The sequence below is a fragment of the Ferruginibacter sp. SUN106 genome (genome assembly GCF_050611765.1).
In the GTDB taxonomy this organism is placed as follows: Bacteria; Bacteroidota; Bacteroidia; order Chitinophagales; family Chitinophagaceae; genus Ferruginibacter.
The window spans coordinates 49,263-72,187 of the sequence record NZ_JBODJC010000007.1 but is presented as its reverse complement, the minus strand read 5'-3'; the positions used below and the strand labels follow the sequence as shown (position 1 = coordinate 72,187).

Here is a 22,925-nt window from a genome sequence, read left to right as displayed (position 1 = left end):
AAATCTGATTACAAGTCTACAATAAAAGCTCCTTTTTCGGGAACTGAATGGAGGTGCAAATGTAGTTGTTCGCAATCTTTTTTCCATTTGCCAATTTTCCACAAACTGTTAGAAGCGTCGGCCACGTACTGCTTACAGTTGAAAACCGCCGCCAATTTCGGAATATAGAGTTTCGGGCTTTTAGAAATGATGATGATGTCAACATTTATTTTTTGTGGGATAGGCTCAAAAACCATAGGCTTATCTATTATTAAAACCCTTTTATTGCCGAATTCGTAAAATGGAGGATTGCTGAAAAGGGTTTGGATAGTATCTGTTCTGTGATTCAGTTGCAAAGCAATGCGTCCTGGTTTAAGGTGAAAATTTTGCAACATCCCATCTTCCAGTAAAGCACTGTCTCCGGTGAAAGTATAATCATTTGCCTGTACCCAATCAATTGCCTGGTGCTGCGGCACATTGTACACAATCAGCTTCTCCTGATTTTTGATCTGCCATTTGCCATAAGCATGCACCATTACAAAAAACAGGAGTGCCGATAATGAAAATTTAAATACCGTTTTATTTTTTTTCATCAGCCATGCACCCAGTCCGATTACAACGGCATACAATAACCAGGTAGAAAGAATGGTTGCCGGAATTTTATCCCATACGGCAAATGAAATATCATTAACTGTAAGGATAATTTTATTCATCAGCCAAACCAGCCAGCCCGTTATTTTACCAGCATATACTCCAATAAATGGTAGCCATGAAAAAGCTACTAAAAATATTTCTGCATAAAGAATAATACTGGACAATGGTACCGCAATAATATTAGTGATCAGAAATAAATTAGGAAACTGGTGAAAATAATAAATGCAGATTGGGAAGGTAAGTATTTGTGCCGCCAGTGAAATAGCCATCAGCTTCCATATAGTATCAATCCATTTATTTTTTATGTACAACAAATTATAAATGGTTTTTTGAAAAACAATAATGCCCACCACTGCTAAATACGACAACTGAAAACCGACATCCCACAAAAAATACGGATTGTAACAAAGCATCACAAAAGCCGATGCCGCCAATGAATTATAAATAGAAGATTTTTTTGCCAGGTTATTGCCAATAGTAATAAAAGTAAACATTACTGCTGAGCGTAACACAGAAGCTGAAGCTCCGGTGAGCAAGGAAAATAACCACAGGCAACTTAATATTAAAATTACCTGCACCAGTTTTGATCTTTTTACCAAAGGAATTCTTGCAAACAACCATACCAGCATTACATAGATCAATCCCAGATGCATACCGGATATGGCAATGATATGCACCACGCCGGTGTTACTGTAAGCCTGTACCAAATCTTTATCCAAATCGTTTGTATAACCAATCAGCAGGGCTTCTGCAATACCCAGTTCATCTTTACCGGTATTAATATTTTTACGGAGATTATTTAAAATATTTTCTCTTGCAGAAAAGATAAATTGTTTAAAGCCATTTATTTTTTTCTCCGGTAACAACACCCAATCTTTCTCTTTTAAAAATACATTGTGAAAGGTTTGCTGAAATGCAGCATAACGTTCATAATTGAAGGCCCCGGGGTTACCGGAATTTTTTATGGCTTGTAAATTTTTATTGAGCAGTATCCTATCACCATAATGCAGTTGTTGCGTTGCACTGTCTTTAGCAAAATACAATAACAGTTTTCCTTTACAGTTTACGGCAGTATCATTATTCATTACTGTTTCTACAAAAGCATCAGCTTTATAAGACTTTGCTTTTTCAATAAGCGGCTCTGCAATTTGTACAATAATATAATTGGAATCTTTATAATAATTGCCATACCAGTTATTACTATGGCGGATATCTTTTTGCCAGGTAACTACTAATCCAAAACTGAGTAGTAATAAATTGATCAGCACACCTTGTACTGCCTGCAACTTAAATCTTACTGCTAATGGCAAAAAATAAAACAACTTAGTAGCAATACCAAAACCAATGATCGCTGTTACAATTATGGGAAAATCAATTTGAATATACCACTGTAAAATAATGCCTGCAATAAATGGGAGTAGCAGGCGGATGAATGGAGCGGTTTTATAAACGGGTATGCTGAAGGGTTGGGGCATACCCTAAGATAGAAAAATAAAGGAAGTAAGCAAAAAAATTAATTACTTAAAATTTTCACTCTGGCATTAATAGTACTTACTTTGTGTAATATCTTTTTTATAAGCATAAATACTCAACAACACCATATAATTATTTTCAATTGTAAAAAACAAGACATTCTTTTTATCCAGCTTAATTATTTGAATGTTGGGCTGTGAAGTAAACTTTGGGGTATAGGGCATTGCAGCAATTCGCTCTAATTTTTTCATTATTCTTACAGCAAATTTTTCCGCCGAATAATCAGACCAATGCTTTTTTAAATAATGGATTATAGAATGAAAATCATTGTCAGCTTCGGCAGTCCAGATTATTTGGTAAGCCATTGCTGCACTTTTTGTTTCATTTGGTCATGTGTGATATAGTTACCACTTTTATAATCATCAAGCGCTTTATTTATTTTTTGCTGTAGCTCGCCTGGAAGTTCTTGCATATTGATATTTTCAAGTGTGGCTTCCGGATGCAGAATATCATATACTTCATCAATCAAAGTGCTATCATTAGTCTGGCTGAGTAATTCCAGTACTTCTGTTTTTTTATCATGGGTATTCATACTCAAATATTTTCATTAAAGTTAATAAAAATAACGGAATACTGAAAAACGTGGCCTGGTGAGATATCAAACTTGAACTGTCGACAAATTGACGACGATTATTGGGGAGTAAACTTATTACTCAAATACAACTTTCGGCAACCCATTTACAATATCAACAGTTTGCACACTCACGTTTATGATGCTCAATAATAAATCCAGAATATATTTTGGATTACCCACTTCATCTGCCCAATCATTGGGATTGTTGGTAATACCACTTTCTTTATGTGTAGTAATCTGGTAACGTTCCATTATCCATTCAATAGCACTCTTTCCATTTACCACATATTCGTATGCTTTTGCAGGAATGTTTTCGATGGTTATTTTGCTGTTGTACAAAATGGTTTCCTTTTGATCTTTTTTTGGGAAGCGCATTTTTTCTACTTTATAAAAACCGCTATCAGCACCTGTTACATTCACGCCATCAAAAGGCGCAATAGTTTCATAATTGATGTGCAGGTCTGCTAATACCCTGCCTGCTTTGCTGAATTTCCAAAAGTCTTTTACATCTTCCACTAAAGGTAAACGGGGTAACATTTTCTTCAGATCATTGGCAAATTTTTCCCTGTACTCCGGGCTGTGTAAAAAACCGTATACATAATAGAAAATATCTTCTTTACCTACAGTTTTGCCATACATGGCTTTCGCTCTTTCTAAAATAAAATCACTTACGCCATCTCTGCGAATGTATTCGCTATCGCCTGCCGCATCAAATAAGCCAGGGCTTTGTTTTTGGCGTTCTTCGTAATAATAGAGCGGAAAGCATTGCGACTTGCCAACTAATTCTAAGTCAGGAATAGAATTCGAAACTAATGTGGTAAATTCTTTTGTTACGCCAATACCTGATACACAAATAACAAAATTACTTAGAGATTGAGTAGGAAAGAAGGAATCCATTCTAGAAACAACATTGTTTAATTCTCTACTGAAATAGAGATACTGTTTCGCAAATGGTCTATAAGAAGAAATGAAAATATTTTTATTTTCAAATTTTTTTGATCGGCTTTGAGAAATATCAGTTATAAAAGCTCTTGACCAACTAATCTGAGTATCATCATAACTTATTTTTTCTTTTAATAATTCAATTGTTTTTCTTTCTGATAATGATAGATTTAGTAATTGGTCATTATAGAAATCAATTGTTTTATTAATATTTTTCGAAAGTTCTTTTATATTGAAATTATAAACCCAAGCATCTCTCGCAGTTTCTAAACCACGACAATATAGTCCGGATTTAAAAAAACTATTTGAATACTCTTTTTCTCCTAAGGAAATAAATTGACCAAATGCGTTAGTGCGGAGACTAATCCAATCTCCATGTTCATTTGGGTGTAATATTTTCCAGTTCATTATCTCATTTAAAACCGAAGTATTTTTTTTTGTAATGGTTAGCTTTTCTTCTCTAGTAAGGTAGTCGCCAATATCTTTATAATGGATAATTGCTCTTTCTTTTTTTGCTAAAGGATTTTTAACTAACAGAGTAATTGCTATAGGAGTTCTTGAACCTGATCCAAATATTTTACCCCCTTCTTTCCTACTCAACTCACCACTGGTACGTTGATTTCCGCGTAAGTTGAAAACATATATAGAACTAAATTCGGTTTCTAAGCATTTCCGAAAGCCATCTGCGCTATTTCCATCTATCCATGCACCATTGGAAACAAAGCATACAATTCCACCATTTTTATCTAACCTGTCAGTGCTCCACCTAAATGCTTTGATGTAAGAATCGTATAAAGAGTTCTTATTTGTGGCATCTGTTAAAGCTGCATAAGTATTAGCAATGCGTCCATCCAACTGTTCATATTTTTGATTTTGTGCATTATCATTTGCAGATTTTTGGCCGACTGAATAAGGTGGATTTCCCATAATAACTCGAAGAGGGGCTTTCTTTTGCTTCGCTACCCTTGCAGAGTTTTGCGAGAACATTTCAGCAAACATTTTTTCACTATTATCGCTTTCACCCAATTGAAAAGTATCTGTTAAACAAATACCTTCAAAGGGCACATAGTCAGTCTTACCCATTGCATCGTGATAAGCATTTTCAATATTTACCGCAGCAATATAATATGCCAGCAAAACAATTTCATTTGCATGAATCTCATTTTGGTATTTACGCTGCAGGTCTTTTTTATCTATTAATCCGCTTTGTAACAATCGTGTTATAAAAGTCCCCGTTCCCGTAAAAGGGTCCAGTATCTGTACATTCTCATCGCCAAAACTGCGGTCAAATTCTTTTTTCAAAACATCACTTACCGAATGAATAATAAAATCCACCACTTCCACGGGTGTGTACACAATACCAAGTCGCTCCACCATTTTTGGGAAAGCAGTTTTAAAAAACTTGTCGTACAATTCAATAATGATACGTTGTTTGCCCTCAGCATTATCAATACCACTGGCACGCATTTTTACTGATTCGTAAAATTTTTGCAGCGTTTCTGCATCTTTATCAAATGCCTGGTCTTCCAGTAAGTCCAGCATATTTTGCATGGAAACTGAAATAGGGTTATTTTTTACGAATGAATAACCGTCGAACAAAGCTTCAAAAACAGGTTTAGTAATAATATGCTGGCTCAACATTTCTACCGCTTCCTGCTGTGTAATACTGGGGTTAATATTTTTTTGCAGCCCACCTAAAAAATTTGCAAATGCCTGTTGGTGTACTATATCATTTTTTATCAGGCGGCTGATACGTTCCATCTGCCGTTCTGCAATTTCTGCAACATTGTTTGCCCATTGTTCCCAATACCTTCGGTCGCCAACTTTTTGCACCATACGAGCAAACACTACATTTTGTAATTGCTCAAACTGTAATGCTATTTGCTGGCTGATATTTTTGCTGTTACCATAAGGTGCTTCGTCTTCATTGGCAACAGTCGGCATACCGTCTCCATCAAAAGAATATTCAGGTCTACCAACTAAAATCTGCTGAGGTCTGCTTTTATTCAGTTCTATTTTATTTACGATGGCGTTAAAGCGATCATCATGTGCACGCAGGGCATTCAATACTGTCCACACCACTTTGTAACGTTCGTTGTCATCCAATGCACTTGCAGCATCTACGTCCGAAGGAACTACAACCGGAATAATAATGTAACCATATTTTTTACCCGGCGATTTACGCATTACTCGCCCTACGGATTGTACTACATCCACCTGTGAGTTACGGGCAGACAAAAACATCACTGCATCTAATGAAGGCACATCAACGCCTTCACTTAAACAACGCACATTCGTAAGCACACGGCATTCATTGTTTTCAGTATCTTCTTTTAGCCAGCCCAGCAAGTCGTCACGGTCAGGGGCACTCATTGTTCCATCAATATGTTTTGATGATACTGAAACCATTTGGCCTTTTTTATCAAAAGGGAGAGAGCTGATATAAGCTTCTGTAGCAGTATTGTAGGTTGCCGTTATTTTTTTAGATACGGCTATGCTTGAACAGAAAGCCACGGCCCTCCTCATAGGTTCCGGATCACTAGCTTTTAAAATTCCTTCATCACCTAAGATTTGTTTGGATAAAGCGTTGATACAGCCAATTAATTTAGAAGCATCGTCAGTATTGATTTCGCTTTCTTTATCTGCAATCATTTTTTGTACCGCCAACGGTACATCTTTATCACTAAGCGTTAATATCAACACCTTGTAATCTGTTAATAAATCTTTTTCTACAGCCTCGCCAAAACCAATACGATAAATTTCTTCCCCATACAATTTAGTGTCATCCATCGAACATAAAACAGCATCAGCTTGCGCCGCCTTACTTTTACTATCATCGCTGTACAACCTTGGCGTGGCAGTCATGTACAAACGTTTCTTTGCTGTTATAAAATCATTGTCATGCACTTTAGTAAAAGTCGACTCATCTTCGCCTGCTAATGACACACCGGTGGTACGATGTGCCTCATCACAAATGATCAGGTCGAATTGGCCAAAGCCATGTTTAATAATTTCCTTTTGAGCACGGGCAATTACTTCTATAGATTGATAAGTAGAAAACACTACTGTCATTCCACTATTACCATTATTTTTAAATTGGTTGAATTGATGAATGATATCATCGGTATTGGTAGATGCCGGTGCTGCAAGATCTACAGTACTGAAATTATCACTATCATCATTCTTTGTTTTCTTTTTTGATACTTCCGGATCGGAACAAATACAAATAGCATTAATTGTTTCATCTGCCTGCGCCGACCATTCTCTTAATGTTTGACCGAGTAAAGCAATAGAAGGCACTAAGAAAAGTATCAGCCCTTTATTATCTGTTTCTTTCTCTGCAATTTTTAATGCAGTAATTGTTTTACCTGTACCGCAAGCCATTATCAGTTTACCTCTGTCTGCGGTTTTAAAATAAGTATTGGTTGTATCTCTTACAGTTAAAACATGAGGGAATATTTTCTTCTTACCTGTTTTTGCTGCATCGCCATGAACACCTTTTTCTAATTTCTCCCAATCAACGGGTGCTTCCTGTAAATCATAAAGGTTTAACCTGGATACCGGTGGATTTTGATTTTTAATTGCCTCTGTTGCATTTGGCCCCCATTTATTGGTTGTAGAAATCCAAAGCCTTTGTGAAAAACTAACTGTTTGTAAATGCTCATTTTTAAATTCCCTGCTTGATGTGGAGAGAAAAGAATCTACCGCAGGCTTATCAATTACAGCACCTTCCTGGAAGCATTTACATTGAATAGCCCAGTAATCACCATCAGGAGTTAATGCTACCAGATCAATGCCGGTATCGTTTCCACCTAAATCGTTCCTTCCGGGAAATTCATTCCACAACCAAACCTTTTTAAACCGGTAAGCATATTTAGGATCGGTTTGCAAGTATGCTTGCATCAGTCGTTCAAAGCGATCTCCTTTGTCACGTTCAGAAAAAGATATTTTGCGGTATTTGGCTAGTATTTTATTAAAAGACATGAGTAAGGTTAAAAGCTGAATTTATATCGTTAAAGGAGATAATTATACTTAAAAGACAAATTAAGTATTTAAAAGCCGTATAACAATCTTTTAGGTAAAATATTTATGCAGCATGGATTGGAAATTTGTTATGTGAAAAATAACATAGCATACCGCATCAGAAAATTGAGAGAAAGCAAAGATTACAGCCAGGAAAATATGGCCGGCGAATTAGGTATTTCAACAAGTGCATATTCTAAAATAGAAAGAGGTATAACTGACCCATCAGTGGGAAGGATTGGAGAGATCGCTAAAATACTGGAAGTAGATATTATTTTCTTTTTTCAGGAATCAACTACATTGATCACCAAAACCGAAGATGACCCTAAACCTTACGGCTTTGCCACCAAAAACGAAGTAGAAGAATTAACCCAAATCGTCAACAAATTAAAACAGGAAATTGCCAGCTTAAAAACAATTCTACAAAAGCCGGAGGTAAAGAAGAAAAAGAAGTAATCATTGTATTATTGCCGGCTGGTGCTATTACATACAAATTACCACATCATTTATTGTACTATTCCGGTGGGTGAGACACCGACCAGGGAGAGATAATTAAATATGCCGTCGCAAATTGTGATGACATAAAATTCAAAAATATTTTCAGCCTAAAATGTTTGATATCACAGATTGTGACATCAAACATTCTTTTACCTGGGTGAGCCACCCTTAAAGGGGTGATTCACCCGATTTATTACTTAAACCCAATCCTATCCCTGTCCTCCCATTTTCGCTGAGCAGCTTTTTCATCTAATAAATTTTCCATCGCATCATAGATTTGATTCAACTGCACATCATGTTCTCCAATGCGTTCTTTAATTTCTTTCAGCTGTTCTTTAATGTCGTTTTGCTTCAATAGAACCTGGCGCACCGCTACAAAAGCTCTCATAATGGCAATATTCATATTGATAGCTTTATCGGAGTTGATAACGCCGCTTAGCATGGCAACACCTTGTTCGGTAAAGGCGTAGGGTAAATATTTCAGGTGCTGACCCCGGCCATTCTTTATGGTCACAATTTGTGACCTTAAAGAATCATGATTGTCTGAGGTTTCAATTTGTAACCTCAAATCTTCAAATTCCTCCCTGGTAAGTTGAAACATAAAATCTTCTGGGAATCGCTTGATATTACGTTTTACTGCCTGGTTTAAAACTTTGGTTTCCACTTCGTATAGAAATGCCAGGTCTCTATCCAGCATAACTCTTTCGCCTCTTATTTCATAAATCCTGTTTTGGATGCTTTGTATTATTTGCATATTGGGGGAAGGGTTTAAGAAAGAGACTTTGATGAGATGTAAAAGGTTGGCAACAAATACAAAATAGTGCAGCAATACAATTTATAAAAACATTCAGGTCGCAGAGACACCTGCCAGGAGAAGCCATCAAATGTTCAAGGTCACAATTTGTGACCTTGAACATTTGATCCTGGTAATTACAGCACAAAAAATGAGGTCACAAATTGTGACCTCAAAGTATTTTTATTAGGTGAGCCTCTCTACAGTAGGATTCAGGCCGCTTGAAGCGTCCCGACTCTATTTACTCAGGTGCATGCTTCTTTCCTTATACAACTGTCGGAAATAAGGGTCACGCAAATCTTTTATAAAACGTATCGCTTCGCCTGTACTTTTCATTTCTGGCCCCAGCTCTTTATTTACACCAGGAAATTTATTGAAAGAGAATACCGGTTCTTTAATGGCAAAACCCGTCATCTTTTTCTCAAAGGTGAAATCTTTCAAGCTGTTTACACCCATCATTATTTTAGTAGCAATATTTAAATAAGGTATTTGATATGCTTTGGCAATAAACGGTGTGGTACGGCTGGCACGTGGGTTAGCTTCTATCACAAATACATTACCATCTTTAATGGCAAACTGAATATTGATCAACCCTTTTATTTCCAGTGTACGTGCAATTTTTTCTGCATACTCTTCCATGGTGTGCACCACTAATGGCGTTAGGTTAAATTGTGGCAACACCGCATTGCTATCACCACTATGGATACCCGCTGGTTCAATATGTTCCATTACTCCCATCACATGAAAATCGGTGCCGTCAAAAATAGCATCAATTTCTGCTTCCTGGCAGCGATCTAAAAAGTGATCGATCAGAATTTTGTTACCGGGCAAATGTTTGATCAGGCTTAAGATACCTTTTTCCAGTTCTTCGTCATTCAATACAATACGCATACGCTGCCCGCCAATTACATAACTGGGGCGTATGAGTACAGGATAGCCCACTTCTTTCGCTACTTCAATAGCTTCATCAGTATTATAAGCGGTACCATATTTAGGATAAGGAATACCTAACTCTTTTAAGGTGTCGCTAAATCTTCCTCTATCCTCAGCAATATCCATGCTGTTGAAAGATGTGCCGACTATTTTAATGCCCTTCTCATGTAATTTTTTTGCCAGCTTTAAAGCAGTTTGTCCGCCCAGCTGCACAATTACTCCATAGGGTTGTTCATGTTCAATAATTTCCCACAAATGTTCCCAGAAAACAGGTTCAAAATATAATTTATCGGCAATATCAAAATCTGTAGAAACCGTTTCAGGATTACAATTCACCATAATCGCTTCAAAGCCGGCTTCTTTTACTGCCAGTAACCCGTGTACGCAGCAATAATCAAATTCAATGCCCTGTCCAATTCGGTTAGGTCCGCTACCCAGTACAATTATTTTTTTCTTTGCAGATAATTTGCTTTCGTTACTGATCAAAGTAGTTTCACCTGCAGGCTTATTTTCAAAAGTAGAATAGAAGTAAGGTGTTTTTGCTTCAAACTCTGCTGCACAGGTATCCACCATTTTAAACACACGGGTTAAACCCATTGTTTTTCTTCTTTCGTAGATCAGTTCTGCATTTTCTTCTTTCATAATGCGGATGATCTGTTCGTCACTAAAGCCTAAAAATTTAGCTTCGGTCAGCAGTTCATCCGGTAATGTTTTCAGGTCGTATTTTGCAATTTCCTTTTCGCAGTCGCATATCTTTTGTATCTGGTAAATAAACCAGCGGTCAATTTTAGTGCTTTCGCAAATACGCTTGATACTGGCTCCTGCCATTAGCGCATCTTTAATGCGGAATATCCTGTCCCACTTTGGTATCTTAATATATTCCAATAGTTCGTCGGCATGCATTAAACTTTTGCCATAATATCCTAAACCCACTGATTCATTCTCTAAACTCTGACAAGCTTTTTGCACTGCTTCGGCAAAGCTTCTGCCAATGCCCATCACTTCTCCCACCGATTTCATCTGGAAACCTAAAGTATCATCGGCACCTTTAAATTTATCAAAATTCCAGCGGGGTATTTTAACGATCACATAATCCTGCACGGGTTCAAAATATGCAGAGGTAGATTGGGTGATCTGGTTTTTTAATTCATCTAAATTATATCCCACCGCAAGCTTTGCTGCAATTTTAGCAATGGGGTAACCGGTAGCTTTACTGGCCAATGCAGAAGAACGGCTTACCCTGGGGTTAATTTCCACCACAATAATTTCTTCAGTTTGCGGATTAAGTGCAAACTGGACATTACAACCGCCGGCAAAATTCCCTAAAGCCCTCATCATGCGTATAGCAGTGTTACGCATCAGCTGAAATGCAGTGTCACTGAGCGTCATAGCGGGTGCCACAGTAATGGAGTCGCCGGTGTGCACACCCATGGGGTCAAAATTTTCCACCGTACAAATGATGGCCACATTATCGGCAGCATCTCTTAATAATTCCAGTTCAAATTCTTTCCACCCCAATACTGCCTGTTCCACCAGTACTTCATGCATAGGGCTTGCGGTCAGTGCCCTGTTCAGTGCTTCGTCCAGTTCTTCTTTCTTAAATACAATACCGCCGCCGGTTCCACCCAATGTGAAGGAAGGACGCAGTACTAGTGGAAAACCAATTTCCTGTGCAAATTCTTTTCCTTCTAAAAAGGAGTTGGCAATTTTAGCAGGACAAACAGGTATGCCCATTTCAATCATCCAAAGGCGAAATTTCTCCCTGTCCTCGGCTTTATCAATGGCTTTTATGTCCACACCCACTAATCTTACATTATGTTTTTCCCAGATGCCCAGTTCATCCACTTCTTTACAAAGATTTAATGCTGTTTGTCCGCCCATGGTTGGTAAAACAGCATCAATATCATTTTCTTCTAAGATCTGTTCAATACTTTCTACAGTCAGCGGCAGTAAATACACTTTATCTGCCATCATGGGATCCGTCATAATTGTTGCCGGATTACTGTTGATCAGGATCACTTTGATTCCTTCTTCTCTCAGGCTTCGGGCAGCCTGGGTACCGCTATAATCAAATTCGCAGGCCTGGCCAATAATGATGGGGCCGCTGCCGATAATTAGTACTGATGTAATGGAATTGTCTTTTGGCATATGTAGTTTGCCTTTGTAAAGGCGTGCAAAAGTAATTGTAAATAGGGGAAATAAAAAAACTGTGCATAATATGCACAGTTTTTTTATGGGAACGTTTGCATGAACCTACCTACGAAGGATTCGATGCAGTACCGTCTTTCTTCCCAAACAGGTCACTCATTAATTTTTCTGCATCCCCTAAATGTTCTTTAAATGCCGCTGCGCCTTTGGTTTTCAGCTCTTCAAAATAATCCTTTGCTTTGTCGGCAAAGCCTTCAGCTTCGGTTTTAAGCTTATTGGCCTTGTCTTTCAGGTCGCCGGCAAGTTTTTCTTTTTCTTCCGGTGTCATGCTCATATATTTTGCCGCTGCCAATGCCGCAGCTGCGCCGAGCAAAAAAGTAGCCATATGTTTTGAATTGACACTCATGATAAATGTTTTTTAATATTGATTTAAAATTAGATTTGCACTATAATTGAAGATATGAATTTATACAGATCAGTTGCATTGGTATTATTATGTGTGGTATCCGTTTTTGTGCAGGCACAATCTTTTCCCGCTAAAAATTATCCGCAGCAATATTTTGGATGGCCGGTGGTGATTGCTACAAAAGGTATTGTGGCCAATTTTGGCGAACTAAGGCCCAATCATTACCACATGGGATTGGATTGCAGAACAGACCAGAAACAAAACCTGCAGGTAGTAGCCGCAGCTGATGGTTATATTGCTAAAGTTAAAATTGAACCCTTTGGTTTTGGCCGTGCTATTTATATCAATCACCCCAATGGCCTCACAACACTCTATGCTCATTTAAATAATTTTAATCCCGAGCTGGAAAAATATGTGACGGAGCAACAATACCAGTTAAAAAGCTGGAAAGTTTTTTTAGATATCCCGGCTGATTTATTTCCGGTAAAAAAAGGAAGCTTCATTGCTTATAGCGGCAGCACCGGCGGATCGCAGGGGCCACATGTGCATTTTGAAATACGGGACACTAAAACTGACAAAGTATTAAACCCTTCTTTATTTGGCTTTCCGTTACCGGATAATGTAGCGCCGGATATTGTACGTTTAGCGGTATACGATAGATGTGTAAGTACTTACGAGCAGACAGCAAAAATGTATGCTGTTAAAAAAGTAAAAGGTGTTTATACTGTATCGCCTGCTTTAATGGTCACCAATACCGATAAAATAAGTTTTGGCATTGGTGCTTTTGACAGGTACAATGCTTCCGCTAACCGTAATGGCATTTATGAAGCGATGGTATATGATAATGAAAGGCCGGTAAGTGGTTTCCAGATAGACAATATCAGTTATGATGAAACCAGGTACCTGAATGCTCATATTGATTACAAGCTGAGAAGCAGTGGTGGCCCATTTATAGAACACTTATCAAGATTGCCCGGCTATAATAACAGCATCTACAAAACCTTTAACGGTGATGGCCTGGTCTCATTGGAAGATGATAGTACGCATAATATCAGGATCGTGGTTAAAGATGCTTTTGGCAATACTTCTACCTTACAATTCCAGGTAAGGCGTGGCGCCAATTTTGTACCTAAGACAAATGAAAGCAACATTCCTTTTGCAAAAAAATTCATCCCATCATTTATTAATCTTTTTGAAAACAGCAGCATCAGTTTTTATTTGCCGGAAAATGCCTTGTATGACACTATTCATTTTCAATATAAAGAAATGCCAACAGCCGGTGGGTACACTATTTACCAACTGCATAATACCAGCGTGCCGGTACACAGTTACTTTCCGGTAAAAATAAAAGCAACATCTCCTTTACCTGATAAAATGGTAATGCACCGCTTTGTGAATAGCAAACATGACTATGTAAAGGCGGTGTATGAAAATGGCTGGTACAAAGCCAGCTTCAGGGAGTTTGGTAACTTTCAACTGATGATAGATACTATACCACCCACAATAGCTCCTGTTGGTTTTAAAGATGGGATGAATTGCAGTAAACTATCTGCTTTAAAATTTGTTGTATTGGATAATACCGAAGAAATTGAAAATTTTACAGCAACATTAGACGGCAACTGGTTGCGTTTCAGCAACGATAAAGGCAGAACCTTTGTTTATCTTTTTGATGATAAATGCCAACCGGGCGAACATGAATTAAAAATTGTTGCAACAGACCAGGTGGGAAATGTAACGGAAAAAATATATCATTTTATACGTTAGTTAATTGGTTGACCAGTATAAAATACCTTGCCCAATTAACCAGCTAACTAATAAACCAATTAACAACAACAGAGATGACAGCATTAAAAGAGGGTCAAAAAGCACCGGCATTTAAAGGCAAAGACCAGGATGGCAAAACAATTTCCCTGGCAGATTACAAAGGCAAAAAAGTAGTCTTGTATTTTTATCCCGAAGATGATACCCCAACCTGCACAGTACAAGCCTGCAACCTGAGAGATAATTTTGGACTGCTGAAAAAGAAAGGGATCGTGGTGCTAGGTGTTAGTCCTGATGAAGAAAAAAAACATAAAAAGTTTGAAGCCAAGTATGATTTGCCCTTTACTTTAATTGCAGATGCAGATCATACTATCATTGATAAATACGGTGTATGGGGAGAAAAGCAAATGTATGGCAGAACATATATGGGTTTACACCGCACTACTTTTTTAATTGACGAAAAAGGGGTTATAAAAAAAATATTTTTGAAGCCCAAAAGCAAACAGCATACCGAAGAAATTTTAAATGCCTGGCAACTACTGGAACAATAATTGCGATTGATAAAGTGTAACAGCTTTAAAATTCAATTATGAAAAAGACAATATTGATTTCCATACTCATTATTAGCGGTATATGCATATTTACAGCATGCAGTAAAAGCAGCACCACAGCAAATGGTGGGGGAACCGGGGGTGGTGGCATAACATTTAGCTGCAATAATATTTCACCAAAATTTGCTGCCGATGTACAACCTATACTCAATACGGTTTGTTCTTTTAATAGTACCTGTCATGCAAGTGGCAGTGTAAATTCCGGCGGGCCGCTTACTACATTTGCAGAAGTGAGTGCAAAGAAATCAAATATCCGTGCACAAATACTTGCAGGCGTAATGCCGCAAAGTGGCACTATCACGCAGGCACAGATCAATGCATTTATTTGCTGGATTGATGCTGGTGCTGCTAATAATTAATATTTTGACTTGAACGATATTAACTTTAAAATAAAAGAAAATTCCTGGCTGGCATATATAGCCGCAAAAAAATTAGGCGCCGATAGTGTAGCTTTTGTACTGGGCAAAACCATTCATTTACACAATACTACCAAAGAAGATTTTTTGAACAATCCCACATGGGTAAAGCACGAGTTGTGCCATGTGCAACAATTTAAGCAACACGGCTTTTTTATGTTTGTAATAAAATACCTTTATGAAAGTATAAAAGTGGGTTACTACAATAATAAGTACGAAGTGGAGGCTAGGCAAGCTGAAAACAAGTAATCGCTTTTTGTAAATTTCAATTACTTATGTTGCAAAAAGGTATTGCAAAAAAAATATTGGTATTTTCAATTGGCATACTGCTGTTGAATAATTTATTTGCACAACAACAAACTGCTGAAACTTCCGCATACCGTTCGTTTGTTGCACCAGGCGATAACAATAGTAACAGTACCTATTTTCTTCTGTATTCCTCTTCAAAAGTATTGGTATCATTTTTACAAAAAGGCCAGTTATTGATTGCAAGGCAATTAAACGATACGGCTTTTATAGTACAGGTAAATGATAAAAGTATTTTGCCTTCTTTTAAACAAATGTATGCTGCCAATAATAACTGGAAACTTTCTCCTGCATTATCAACTACAGAAAAATATTACTGGCCATTGGCAGCATTAATTACTGTTACCGATGAAGTTAAATTCACTAATTGGGCAGCGGCAAATAAAATTGCACTTACTTTAACCAGCGTAAAAAATAATTTTATAATTGATGTAAAAAATCAAGCTGTTTTTACAGCTTTGTTGCAACAGGATGCAATAAATTTTATATCAGCATACAACAGGTATCCTAAAGAAGAATTGCAGATCAATAATCTTGATCTGAGCACCAATAAAATAAATGTACTGCACAGTAAAATGCCATTGCTGAATGGTAATGGTTTTGTAGTTTCTATAAAAGAAAACAGGCCGGATACCAATGATATTGATCTTACGGGAAGATATATTTCAAATTCATTGGCAGCTACTGCAGTTAATGCTCATGCTACCATTATGGCTACCATGGCTGCCGGTGCCGGCAACAGTTATTATTTAGGGCAAGGTGTGGCGTGGGCAGCTGCAATTACTTCTTCCAGCTTCAGTAATTTATTACCTGATGCTGATTTAAATTATACGCAAAATAATATCACCGTTCAAAATCATTCCTATGGTGTAGGCGTAGAAAATTTTTATGGTGCTGATGCTGCTGCTTATGATGCCAGTGCATTAACGAATGACAAATTACTATTCGTTTTTTCTGCAGGCAATTCCGGTGCCCTCACTCCTGCAACAGGTAATTACGCTGGCATTGCAGGTGTAGCTAATCTTACAGGAAGTTTTAAAATGGCAAAAAATATTATTACTGTTGGGGCGGTGGATTCTTTTAATACCGTTGCCGGCCCCAGCTCTAAAGGCCCGGCTTATGATGGCAGAATAAAACCGGAGATGGTGGCTTATGGAGAAGATGGCAGTTCTGGCGCAGCAGCGTTGGTATCAGGCACAGCTATTGTTTTGCAGCAGGCGTATAAAAATAACAATGGAACGCTACCCTCATCAGCATTAGTAAAAGCCGTTTTATTAAACAGTTGTGATGATGTTGCCAATAATGGAATTGATTTTACTTCGGGCTTTGGTAGTTTAAATGCTTACAAAGCAGCAGCAGGAATGTTGGCGCAAAAATATTTTACCGGCACGGTTGCCAATAATGCTACACAAACATTTGGGGTAACTATTCCCTCCAATTTAAGCAGGGCAAAGTTCACCCTGGTCTGGAATGATATTGCAGCACCTGCTAATGCATTTAAAGCAATAAAAAATGATCTCGATCTGCAAGTTCAATCAGTGGCTACTTCGCAAACATGGTTGCCCTGGGTACTCAATAGTTTTCCGCACAAAGATTCATTGCAATTGCTGCCTGTAAGAAAACGTGACAGCCTGAATACTGTTGAGCAAATCACCATTGATAATCCAACCGCCGGCAATTACAATATTACCGTAAAAGGTTTTGATGTAAGCAATACCACACAGCCATTTGCTATTGCTTACCAGTTTGATACTGCCAATGTTTTTAACTGGGTTTTTCCCACCGCAACAGATAACATTTTTCCTGCTGCTACAAATCTTCTCCGCTGGAGTGCCTCCTTTGGTGCAGGCAGTGCAAGTATGGAGTACAGTATAAATAATGGTGCAAGCTGGCAATTGATTCCCGGAACTATCAATTTAAACAATAATCATTTCCGTTGGACAGCACCGGATACCAATGTTATTGCGTTGCTGAGAATGACCGTAGGCAGCCAGCAATTTGTAAGTGATCCTTTTACTATAAGTGCCAAGCCCGATTTAAGTATTGGTTTTAATTGCAGTGATTCTGCTTTGTTGTACTGGAATAAAAGCAAAGGCATTACAGATTACCAACTGTATGGCATGGGCGCAAAATATTTACAACCACTTTCTGTAATTAAAGACACGCAATTTGTTTTTAATAAAGCTGCTTTGCCCTACCTGAATTTTGCAGTAGCGCCAATTATAAAAAATCAAACCATTGGAATAAAAAGTTATGCTACCAATTACAGCACACAAGGTGTTGATTGTTATATCAAAAATTTACTTGCAGATCTGGTTAGCAACGATGCTGTTATTAAACTCGATATCGGCTCCACTTACCTGGTTAATAAAATTGTTTTCGAAAAATTAAATGGAGTGAGCTATAACAGCATTTTTGAAACCTCCGGCATTAACGGATTAAATTATACTGCTACCGATACACATTTACAAAAAGGTATAAATACTTACAGGGTAGTTATCTATTTAAGCAATGGAAAAATCATTTACAGTGACCTGGTAAATGTTGTATATTTTGCGGATGCTGATGTGTTGATCTATCCCAATCCGGCGCTTCAAAATAATACTATTACCATACAACTTAAATTGCTGAACAACCAAACGATAACCATCCTGGATTTATCAGGCAGAAAAGTTTTTCAACAGAAATTAACTACTACAGATCTTTCTTTTAAAGCAGGTTTTGCCAAAGGGCTTTATATCATCTCCATTACTGATCCGGAAAATAATACAAAGCAATTTTCTAAAATCATCATTCAGTAATCACTGCTGGCAGGCTATTTTCTTATAAAATTATTTTGTTTATTAAATAGTTTATAAAGGCTTAGTAATGATTATACAAAACAGTCAACATTAAATAATTTGCAACTTTGTAGCAATAATAGTTTTAACATTTTCATAACCCTTTCGTAAATTTTGATGAAATTATTTTTTTACACTAAAAACTAAAACGATGATTAAAAAAATCCTTGTATTCTCATTGATCACAGCTTCGCTGTACTCCTGTAAAAAGACAGCTAATACAGAAACAACGGTTGACCCTGTTTCTGCCGAGGTAAAGGCAAAAATTACTAATCTCGGATTTTCTTCTGCCAATGTTCAAAAAACAGATGATGGTTATTTGGTAGAAGGTGATATTGAATTAACCGATGAATTATTGAACAGCACTCCGGCGCAAACGCTTTTGCGTATTGCAGGCGATGAGCAATACCGCACCACCAATTTAGTAACCGGTTTGCCCCGTGTTATTAAAGTTAAAGTGACTGGTTTAGGAACTGCTTTTATTTCCGGTACCGATCTTGCAATTTCACGTTACAATGCACTAGGTTTAAAAATTACTTTTCAGCGTATCACTTCAGGTACAGCCAACATTACCATACAAGGTTTTAACCAGGGACCAAGTGGTGGCTTTATTACTTTAGGTTCTTCCGGTTTTCCTACCAACAACGGTAACCCTTATGGTACTATAAAAATGAATACTAATGCACAAGCATACGGCAGCAATCCTGATGTAAATTATGTGGGCAGTGTTATTCAGCATGAAATTGGCCATTGTATTGGTATGCGCCACACCGATTATTATAACAGGGCTTATAGCTGCGGTGGTAGTGCAGTTAATGAAGGTGCTTCAAATATTGGCGCTATCTTAATTCCCGGTACGCCATCAACTGCTAATGCAGGGTCATGGATGCTGGCTTGCTCTAATGGCGGCGACCGCACATTTAACAGCAATGATATTATCGGCCTGAATTATTTATACAAATAAGCCGGGTAACTTTTTTATAAAAATGCCTCCAGCAAGTTGGGGGCATTTTTACATCTATAACTTTTGTTGCTAAATCACCCATTCCACTTCTCCAAAATCAAAATGCCTTTCCATTGTATCAGCAGTAATTAACTGTCCTTGTTCTGTAACTCCCTTAATAGTTGTTTTAAATACTGCACTGGCTTTTTTTAGCTTTACAATTGTATCCATTTTATACAAATGCCTGGTATACTCTTTCTTTACTTTATCTGCAGCTGTTACAGCAATCATCTCTATACGTTTCATTACTGCGGTATGCAATTCTTCTGCCAACACAATTACATCGTATTCTTTACCGGTAATTTGTTGCAAAGAAACCGGGTTGGGCAACGATTTATGAAACCGGTTTTGATTAACATTAATACCAATACCTACCACTGCCCATTTCCAACCTGTACCTTTAAAAACGGTCTCAATTAAAATACCCCCTGCCTTTCTGTCACGCCAATACAGGTCGTTGGGCCACTTAATAGTCGTTTCCTTTCCGGCATATTTTTTTAAAAAATCATTAGCGGCCAGTGCAATAAGCATATTCAGGTAAAACTGCTGGTCGGTTCTTAGCTTGTCGGTCTTTAAAATTATACTCATAGCTATGCTTTGGCCCGGCCGCATTTGCCAGCTTTTTCCTCTTTGCCCCTTGCCTGCTGTTTGCTCTTTTGCAACAATAGCCATTCCGTGTTTTGCCATTCCTTCACGTACCATTGCCATGGCATAATTGTTGGTACTATCCACACTGTCAAGAATTTTAAAAAAACTGGCGCTTTGTATAGTCATATCAAATGGTAAAGAAGTGTTACTTTTGTCATTAATTGCAAGCTACATGCTACTTGGTAAATAACAAAAGTTTAATATTGGCGTTATTTCAGTAAAAATGCAGCGATAAATCAAAAAATATAATTTCAATTTGAACAATCTTAACGTTTTAAATACCCGGAAAAAAAGCAGCGTAACCAGGCTTACCCGTAACAGCAAAATTTTCAAAACCATTATTAAGGCCATACAGGATAAAAAAGGTGAAAACATCATCAGCCTCGATCTTCGTAAAATACCAGAGGCGGTTGCTGATTTTTTTATCATTTGCCAGGCCAACAGCAATACACAAATAAAAGCTATTGCCGATTTTGTGGAAGAAGAAGTAAAGGATAAATGTGGTGAATTAGCTTATAAGCATGAAGGCAGGCAGGCACAGCAATGGATCCTGATTGACTATGTTGATATTGTAGTGCACATAATGCTGCCCGAACCCAGGAAATTTTACCAGCTGGAAGAAATGTGGAGTGATGCTGCAGGAATGGAGCATAATGATTAATACAAAGAAAATATTTTTTAGCTTTAGTTAAAATAATAAGCAACCTCATTCGTCTTTAGCTTAAGTAAACAAACTATAAGTTTTAAGCACTCAATAAATAATGGCAATCAATATGAATCAGCAAAATAGTAATAAAAAAACCACTCCAGATAATATTCCACCTACCGGTGAGGACCCAAAAAAGAAAAATCGTTTTAATATCTATTGGATATACGGCATTATTTTTATAGGCATTGTAGCGTATAATATGGTTCGTGGTGTTGGCTCTGCCGGTGTGGAAACTGATCAGCAGAAGTTTTACGAAATGGCAAAACAAGGTGATGTAGAAAAAATTAAAACCATACGCAACACTAAATCAGTAAGGATATTTATTTACAAAGACAGTTTAATTAAAAAAGCTGCTTTCTATAAAAGTCTTTTAAACGATAAAGAAAATCCTAAAAAATACGAGGATGCTGCAAAATCCAATGCGCCACAGTTGTATTTTAGTATTAAAGACATCCCATCTTTTTCATATGAGTTACGGGACTTTTATGCCAAGAACCCCCAGTTAAAAGAAGTTGCTGATGTACCGGGTGACGAAGGTGAATTATTCGGCCAGATCATCACCACATTGTTGCCTATCTTATTGATCGGTTTATTATTTGTACTAATGATGCGTAAAGTAGGCGGACCAGGCGGTGGCGGCGGACCAGGCGGCATTTTTAATATCGGAAAATCTAAAGCCACTTTATTTGAAAAAGGCACCAGGGTTAATATCAATTTTAATGATGTAGCCGGTTTGGATGAAGCCAAAGTAGAAGTGATGGAAATTGTTGACTTCTTAAAAAATCCTAAAAAATATACTGCCCTTGGAGGTAAAATACCTAAAGGTGCTTTATTAGTAGGCCCTCCGGGTACTGGTAAAACATTATTGGCAAAAGCTGTTGCCGGTGAAGCACAGGTGCCTTTCTTTAGCCTTAGTGGTAGTGATTTTGTGGAAATGTTTGTAGGTGTGGGTGCAAGCCGTGTAAGAGACCTGTTTAAACAAGCAAGAGAAAAAGCACCATGTATCATTTTTATTGATGAGATTGATGCCATAGGCCGTGCAAGAGGAAAGAATGTGATGATGAGCAATGATGAAAGAGAAAATACTCTGAACCAGTTGCTGGTGGAAATGGATGGCTTTGGTACCGACTTAGGTATTATCATTTTGGCCGCTACCAACAGGCCTGATGTATTGGATACAGCGCTATTGCGCCCGGGCAGGTTCGACAGGCAGATCACTATTGACAGGCCCGATCTTGTAGGAAGAGAAGCGATTTTTAAAGTGCATTTACAGCCAATAAAAATTTCTCAAACTTTAGATATTCATAAGCTGGCGGAACAAACACCGGGTTTTGCCGGCGCTGATATTGCTAATGTTTGTAACGAAGCTGCTTTAATTGCAGCCCGTAATAATAAAGAAGCGGTAGATATGCAGGATTTCCAGGATGCTATTGACAGGGTAATTGGCGGATTAGAAAAGAGAAATAAAATCATTTCTCCTGAAGAAAAAGAAATTATCGCTTATCACGAAGCTGGTCACGCTATTTGCGGCTGGTACCTGGAGCATGCTTATCCTTTATTAAAAGTAACGGTAGTGCCAAGGGGCAGTGCAGCTTTAGGCTATGCCCAGTACACACCAAAAGAACAATACCTGTATAATACCGATCAATTGATGGACCAGATTTGTATGACATTGGGTGGCAGGGCAAGTGAAGATATTTTCTTTGGCAAAATAAGTACCGGTGCAAGTAACGATCTGCAACAGATAACAAAAATTGCTTACAGCATGATCACTGTATATGGTATGAATGAAAAAGTAGGCAATATCAGTTATTACGACCCCAGCCAGGAAAATATGTTTACAAAACCTTTTAGTGAAGAAACGGGTAAGATGATTGATGAAGAGGTTCGTAAACTTATAGAAAATGCTTACCAGATCACCAAAAAATTACTGATTGAGAAAAAAGGAGATGTAGAGAAACTGGCAAAAGAATTATTAAAAAAAGAAGTGCTGTTTAAAAGTGATGTAGAGGCATTGATTGGTAAAAGGCCTTATGAAGAAAAGAAAGCTTTGGATGTGGAAGTAAAAAAAGAAGAAGGAGCCATTACAGAAGATCCGCAAGCGCCGTTTTCTGAAGAACTTAAAAATCCGCCGCAAATTTAAAAACA

The 22,925-nt window shown here is 37.6% G+C and carries 17 protein-coding genes; 9 read left to right on the top strand and 8 right to left on the bottom strand.

The genetic code is table 11. The features are described 5' to 3' along the window. Nucleotides 1-8: 8 nt before the first annotated feature. From ACQ334_RS23990 to ACQ334_RS23975, 4 genes are all read right to left on the bottom strand, one after another. Complete coding sequence (locus tag ACQ334_RS23990; RefSeq protein ID WP_430990832.1) at nt 9-2,108, bottom strand: ComEC/Rec2 family competence protein; 2,100 nt, start codon at nt 2,106-2,108, stop codon at nt 9-11. 66 nt (nt 2,109-2,174) lie between these two features. Beyond that, nucleotides 2,175-2,471, bottom strand: coding sequence for a type II toxin-antitoxin system RelE/ParE family toxin (locus tag ACQ334_RS23985; protein WP_430990831.1), 297 nt, complete (start codon nt 2,469-2,471; stop codon nt 2,175-2,177). Beyond that, nucleotides 2,456-2,698 carry a hypothetical protein gene (locus tag ACQ334_RS23980; RefSeq protein WP_430990830.1) on the bottom strand — a complete coding sequence of 81 codons (243 nt, stop codon included), beginning with the start codon at nt 2,696-2,698 and terminating at the stop codon, nt 2,456-2,458. Before ACQ334_RS23980 ends, ACQ334_RS23985 begins: the two co-directional genes overlap by 16 nt. 117 nt (nt 2,699-2,815) lie before the next feature. Next, nucleotides 2,816-7,666: a DEAD/DEAH box helicase gene (locus ACQ334_RS23975; RefSeq protein ID WP_430990829.1), complete on the bottom strand. Its 4,851-nt coding sequence runs from the start codon at nt 7,664-7,666 to the stop codon at nt 2,816-2,818. Nucleotides 7,667-7,798: 132 nt separating this feature from the next. Between ACQ334_RS23975 and ACQ334_RS23970 the strand changes: the two genes are divergently transcribed. Beyond that, nucleotides 7,799-8,161 carry a helix-turn-helix domain-containing protein gene (locus ACQ334_RS23970; RefSeq protein WP_430990828.1) on the top strand — a complete coding sequence of 121 codons (363 nt, stop codon included), beginning with the start codon at nt 7,799-7,801 and terminating at the stop codon, nt 8,159-8,161. 235 nt (nt 8,162-8,396) lie between these two features. On the opposite strand, the gene ACQ334_RS23965 is transcribed toward ACQ334_RS23970, so the two are convergent. The 3 genes from ACQ334_RS23965 to ACQ334_RS23955 form a co-directional block, all read right to left on the bottom strand. Continuing rightward, nucleotides 8,397-8,957 carry an ORF6N domain-containing protein gene (locus ACQ334_RS23965; RefSeq protein ID WP_430990827.1) on the bottom strand — a complete coding sequence of 187 codons (561 nt, stop codon included), beginning with the start codon at nt 8,955-8,957 and terminating at the stop codon, nt 8,397-8,399. Between the two features lie 276 nt (nt 8,958-9,233). Next, complete coding sequence (gene carB / locus ACQ334_RS23960) at nt 9,234-12,077, bottom strand: carbamoyl-phosphate synthase large subunit (protein ID WP_430990826.1); 2,844 nt, start codon at nt 12,075-12,077, stop codon at nt 9,234-9,236. 109 nt (nt 12,078-12,186) lie between these two features. Beyond that, complete coding sequence (locus ACQ334_RS23955; RefSeq protein ID WP_430990825.1) at nt 12,187-12,483, bottom strand: hypothetical protein; 297 nt, start codon at nt 12,481-12,483, stop codon at nt 12,187-12,189. A gap of 54 nt (nt 12,484-12,537) precedes the next feature. Here ACQ334_RS23955 and ACQ334_RS23950 point away from each other — a divergent pair, with 54 nt between their 5' ends. The 6 genes from ACQ334_RS23950 (at nt 12,538) to ACQ334_RS23925 (ending at nt 19,381) form a co-directional block, all read left to right on the top strand. Beyond that, complete coding sequence (locus ACQ334_RS23950; RefSeq protein ID WP_430990824.1) at nt 12,538-14,247, top strand: M23 family metallopeptidase; 1,710 nt, start codon at nt 12,538-12,540, stop codon at nt 14,245-14,247. 74 nt (nt 14,248-14,321) lie between these two features. Continuing rightward, entirely contained in the window at nt 14,322-14,795 is a 474-nt protein-coding gene (gene bcp, locus ACQ334_RS23945) for a thioredoxin-dependent thiol peroxidase (RefSeq protein WP_430990823.1), read from the top strand. Between the two features lie 38 nt (nt 14,796-14,833). After that, complete coding sequence (locus ACQ334_RS23940) at nt 14,834-15,214, top strand: hypothetical protein (protein ID WP_430990822.1); 381 nt, start codon at nt 14,834-14,836, stop codon at nt 15,212-15,214. A 9-nt stretch (nt 15,215-15,223) separates the two neighbouring features. Next, the gene (locus tag ACQ334_RS23935; RefSeq protein WP_430990821.1) at nt 15,224-15,520 is read left to right on the top strand and encodes a DUF4157 domain-containing protein; all 297 of its coding nucleotides are present in this window, start codon (nt 15,224-15,226) and stop codon (nt 15,518-15,520) included. Nucleotides 15,521-15,546: 26 nt separating this feature from the next. Continuing rightward, the gene (locus tag ACQ334_RS23930) at nt 15,547-18,378 is read left to right on the top strand and encodes a S8 family peptidase (protein ID WP_430990820.1); all 2,832 of its coding nucleotides are present in this window, start codon (nt 15,547-15,549) and stop codon (nt 18,376-18,378) included. 190 nt (nt 18,379-18,568) lie between these two features. After that, entirely contained in the window at nt 18,569-19,381 is an 813-nt protein-coding gene (locus ACQ334_RS23925; RefSeq protein WP_430990819.1) for a M57 family metalloprotease, read from the top strand. 69 nt (nt 19,382-19,450) lie between these two features. Here the strand turns inward: ACQ334_RS23925 and ACQ334_RS23920 are convergent, their stop codons facing one another. Further along, nucleotides 19,451-20,194, bottom strand: coding sequence for a biotin--[acetyl-CoA-carboxylase] ligase (locus ACQ334_RS23920; RefSeq protein WP_430990818.1), 744 nt, complete (start codon nt 20,192-20,194; stop codon nt 19,451-19,453). Nucleotides 20,195-20,324: 130 nt separating this feature from the next. Here ACQ334_RS23920 and rsfS point away from each other — a divergent pair, with 130 nt between their 5' ends. Next, nucleotides 20,325-20,729, top strand: coding sequence for a ribosome silencing factor (gene rsfS, locus ACQ334_RS23915; RefSeq protein WP_430990817.1), 405 nt, complete (start codon nt 20,325-20,327; stop codon nt 20,727-20,729). A gap of 100 nt (nt 20,730-20,829) precedes the next feature. Further along, entirely contained in the window at nt 20,830-22,920 is a 2,091-nt protein-coding gene (gene ftsH / locus ACQ334_RS23910; protein ID WP_430990816.1) for an ATP-dependent zinc metalloprotease FtsH, read from the top strand. Nucleotides 22,921-22,925 lie beyond the last annotated feature (5 nt).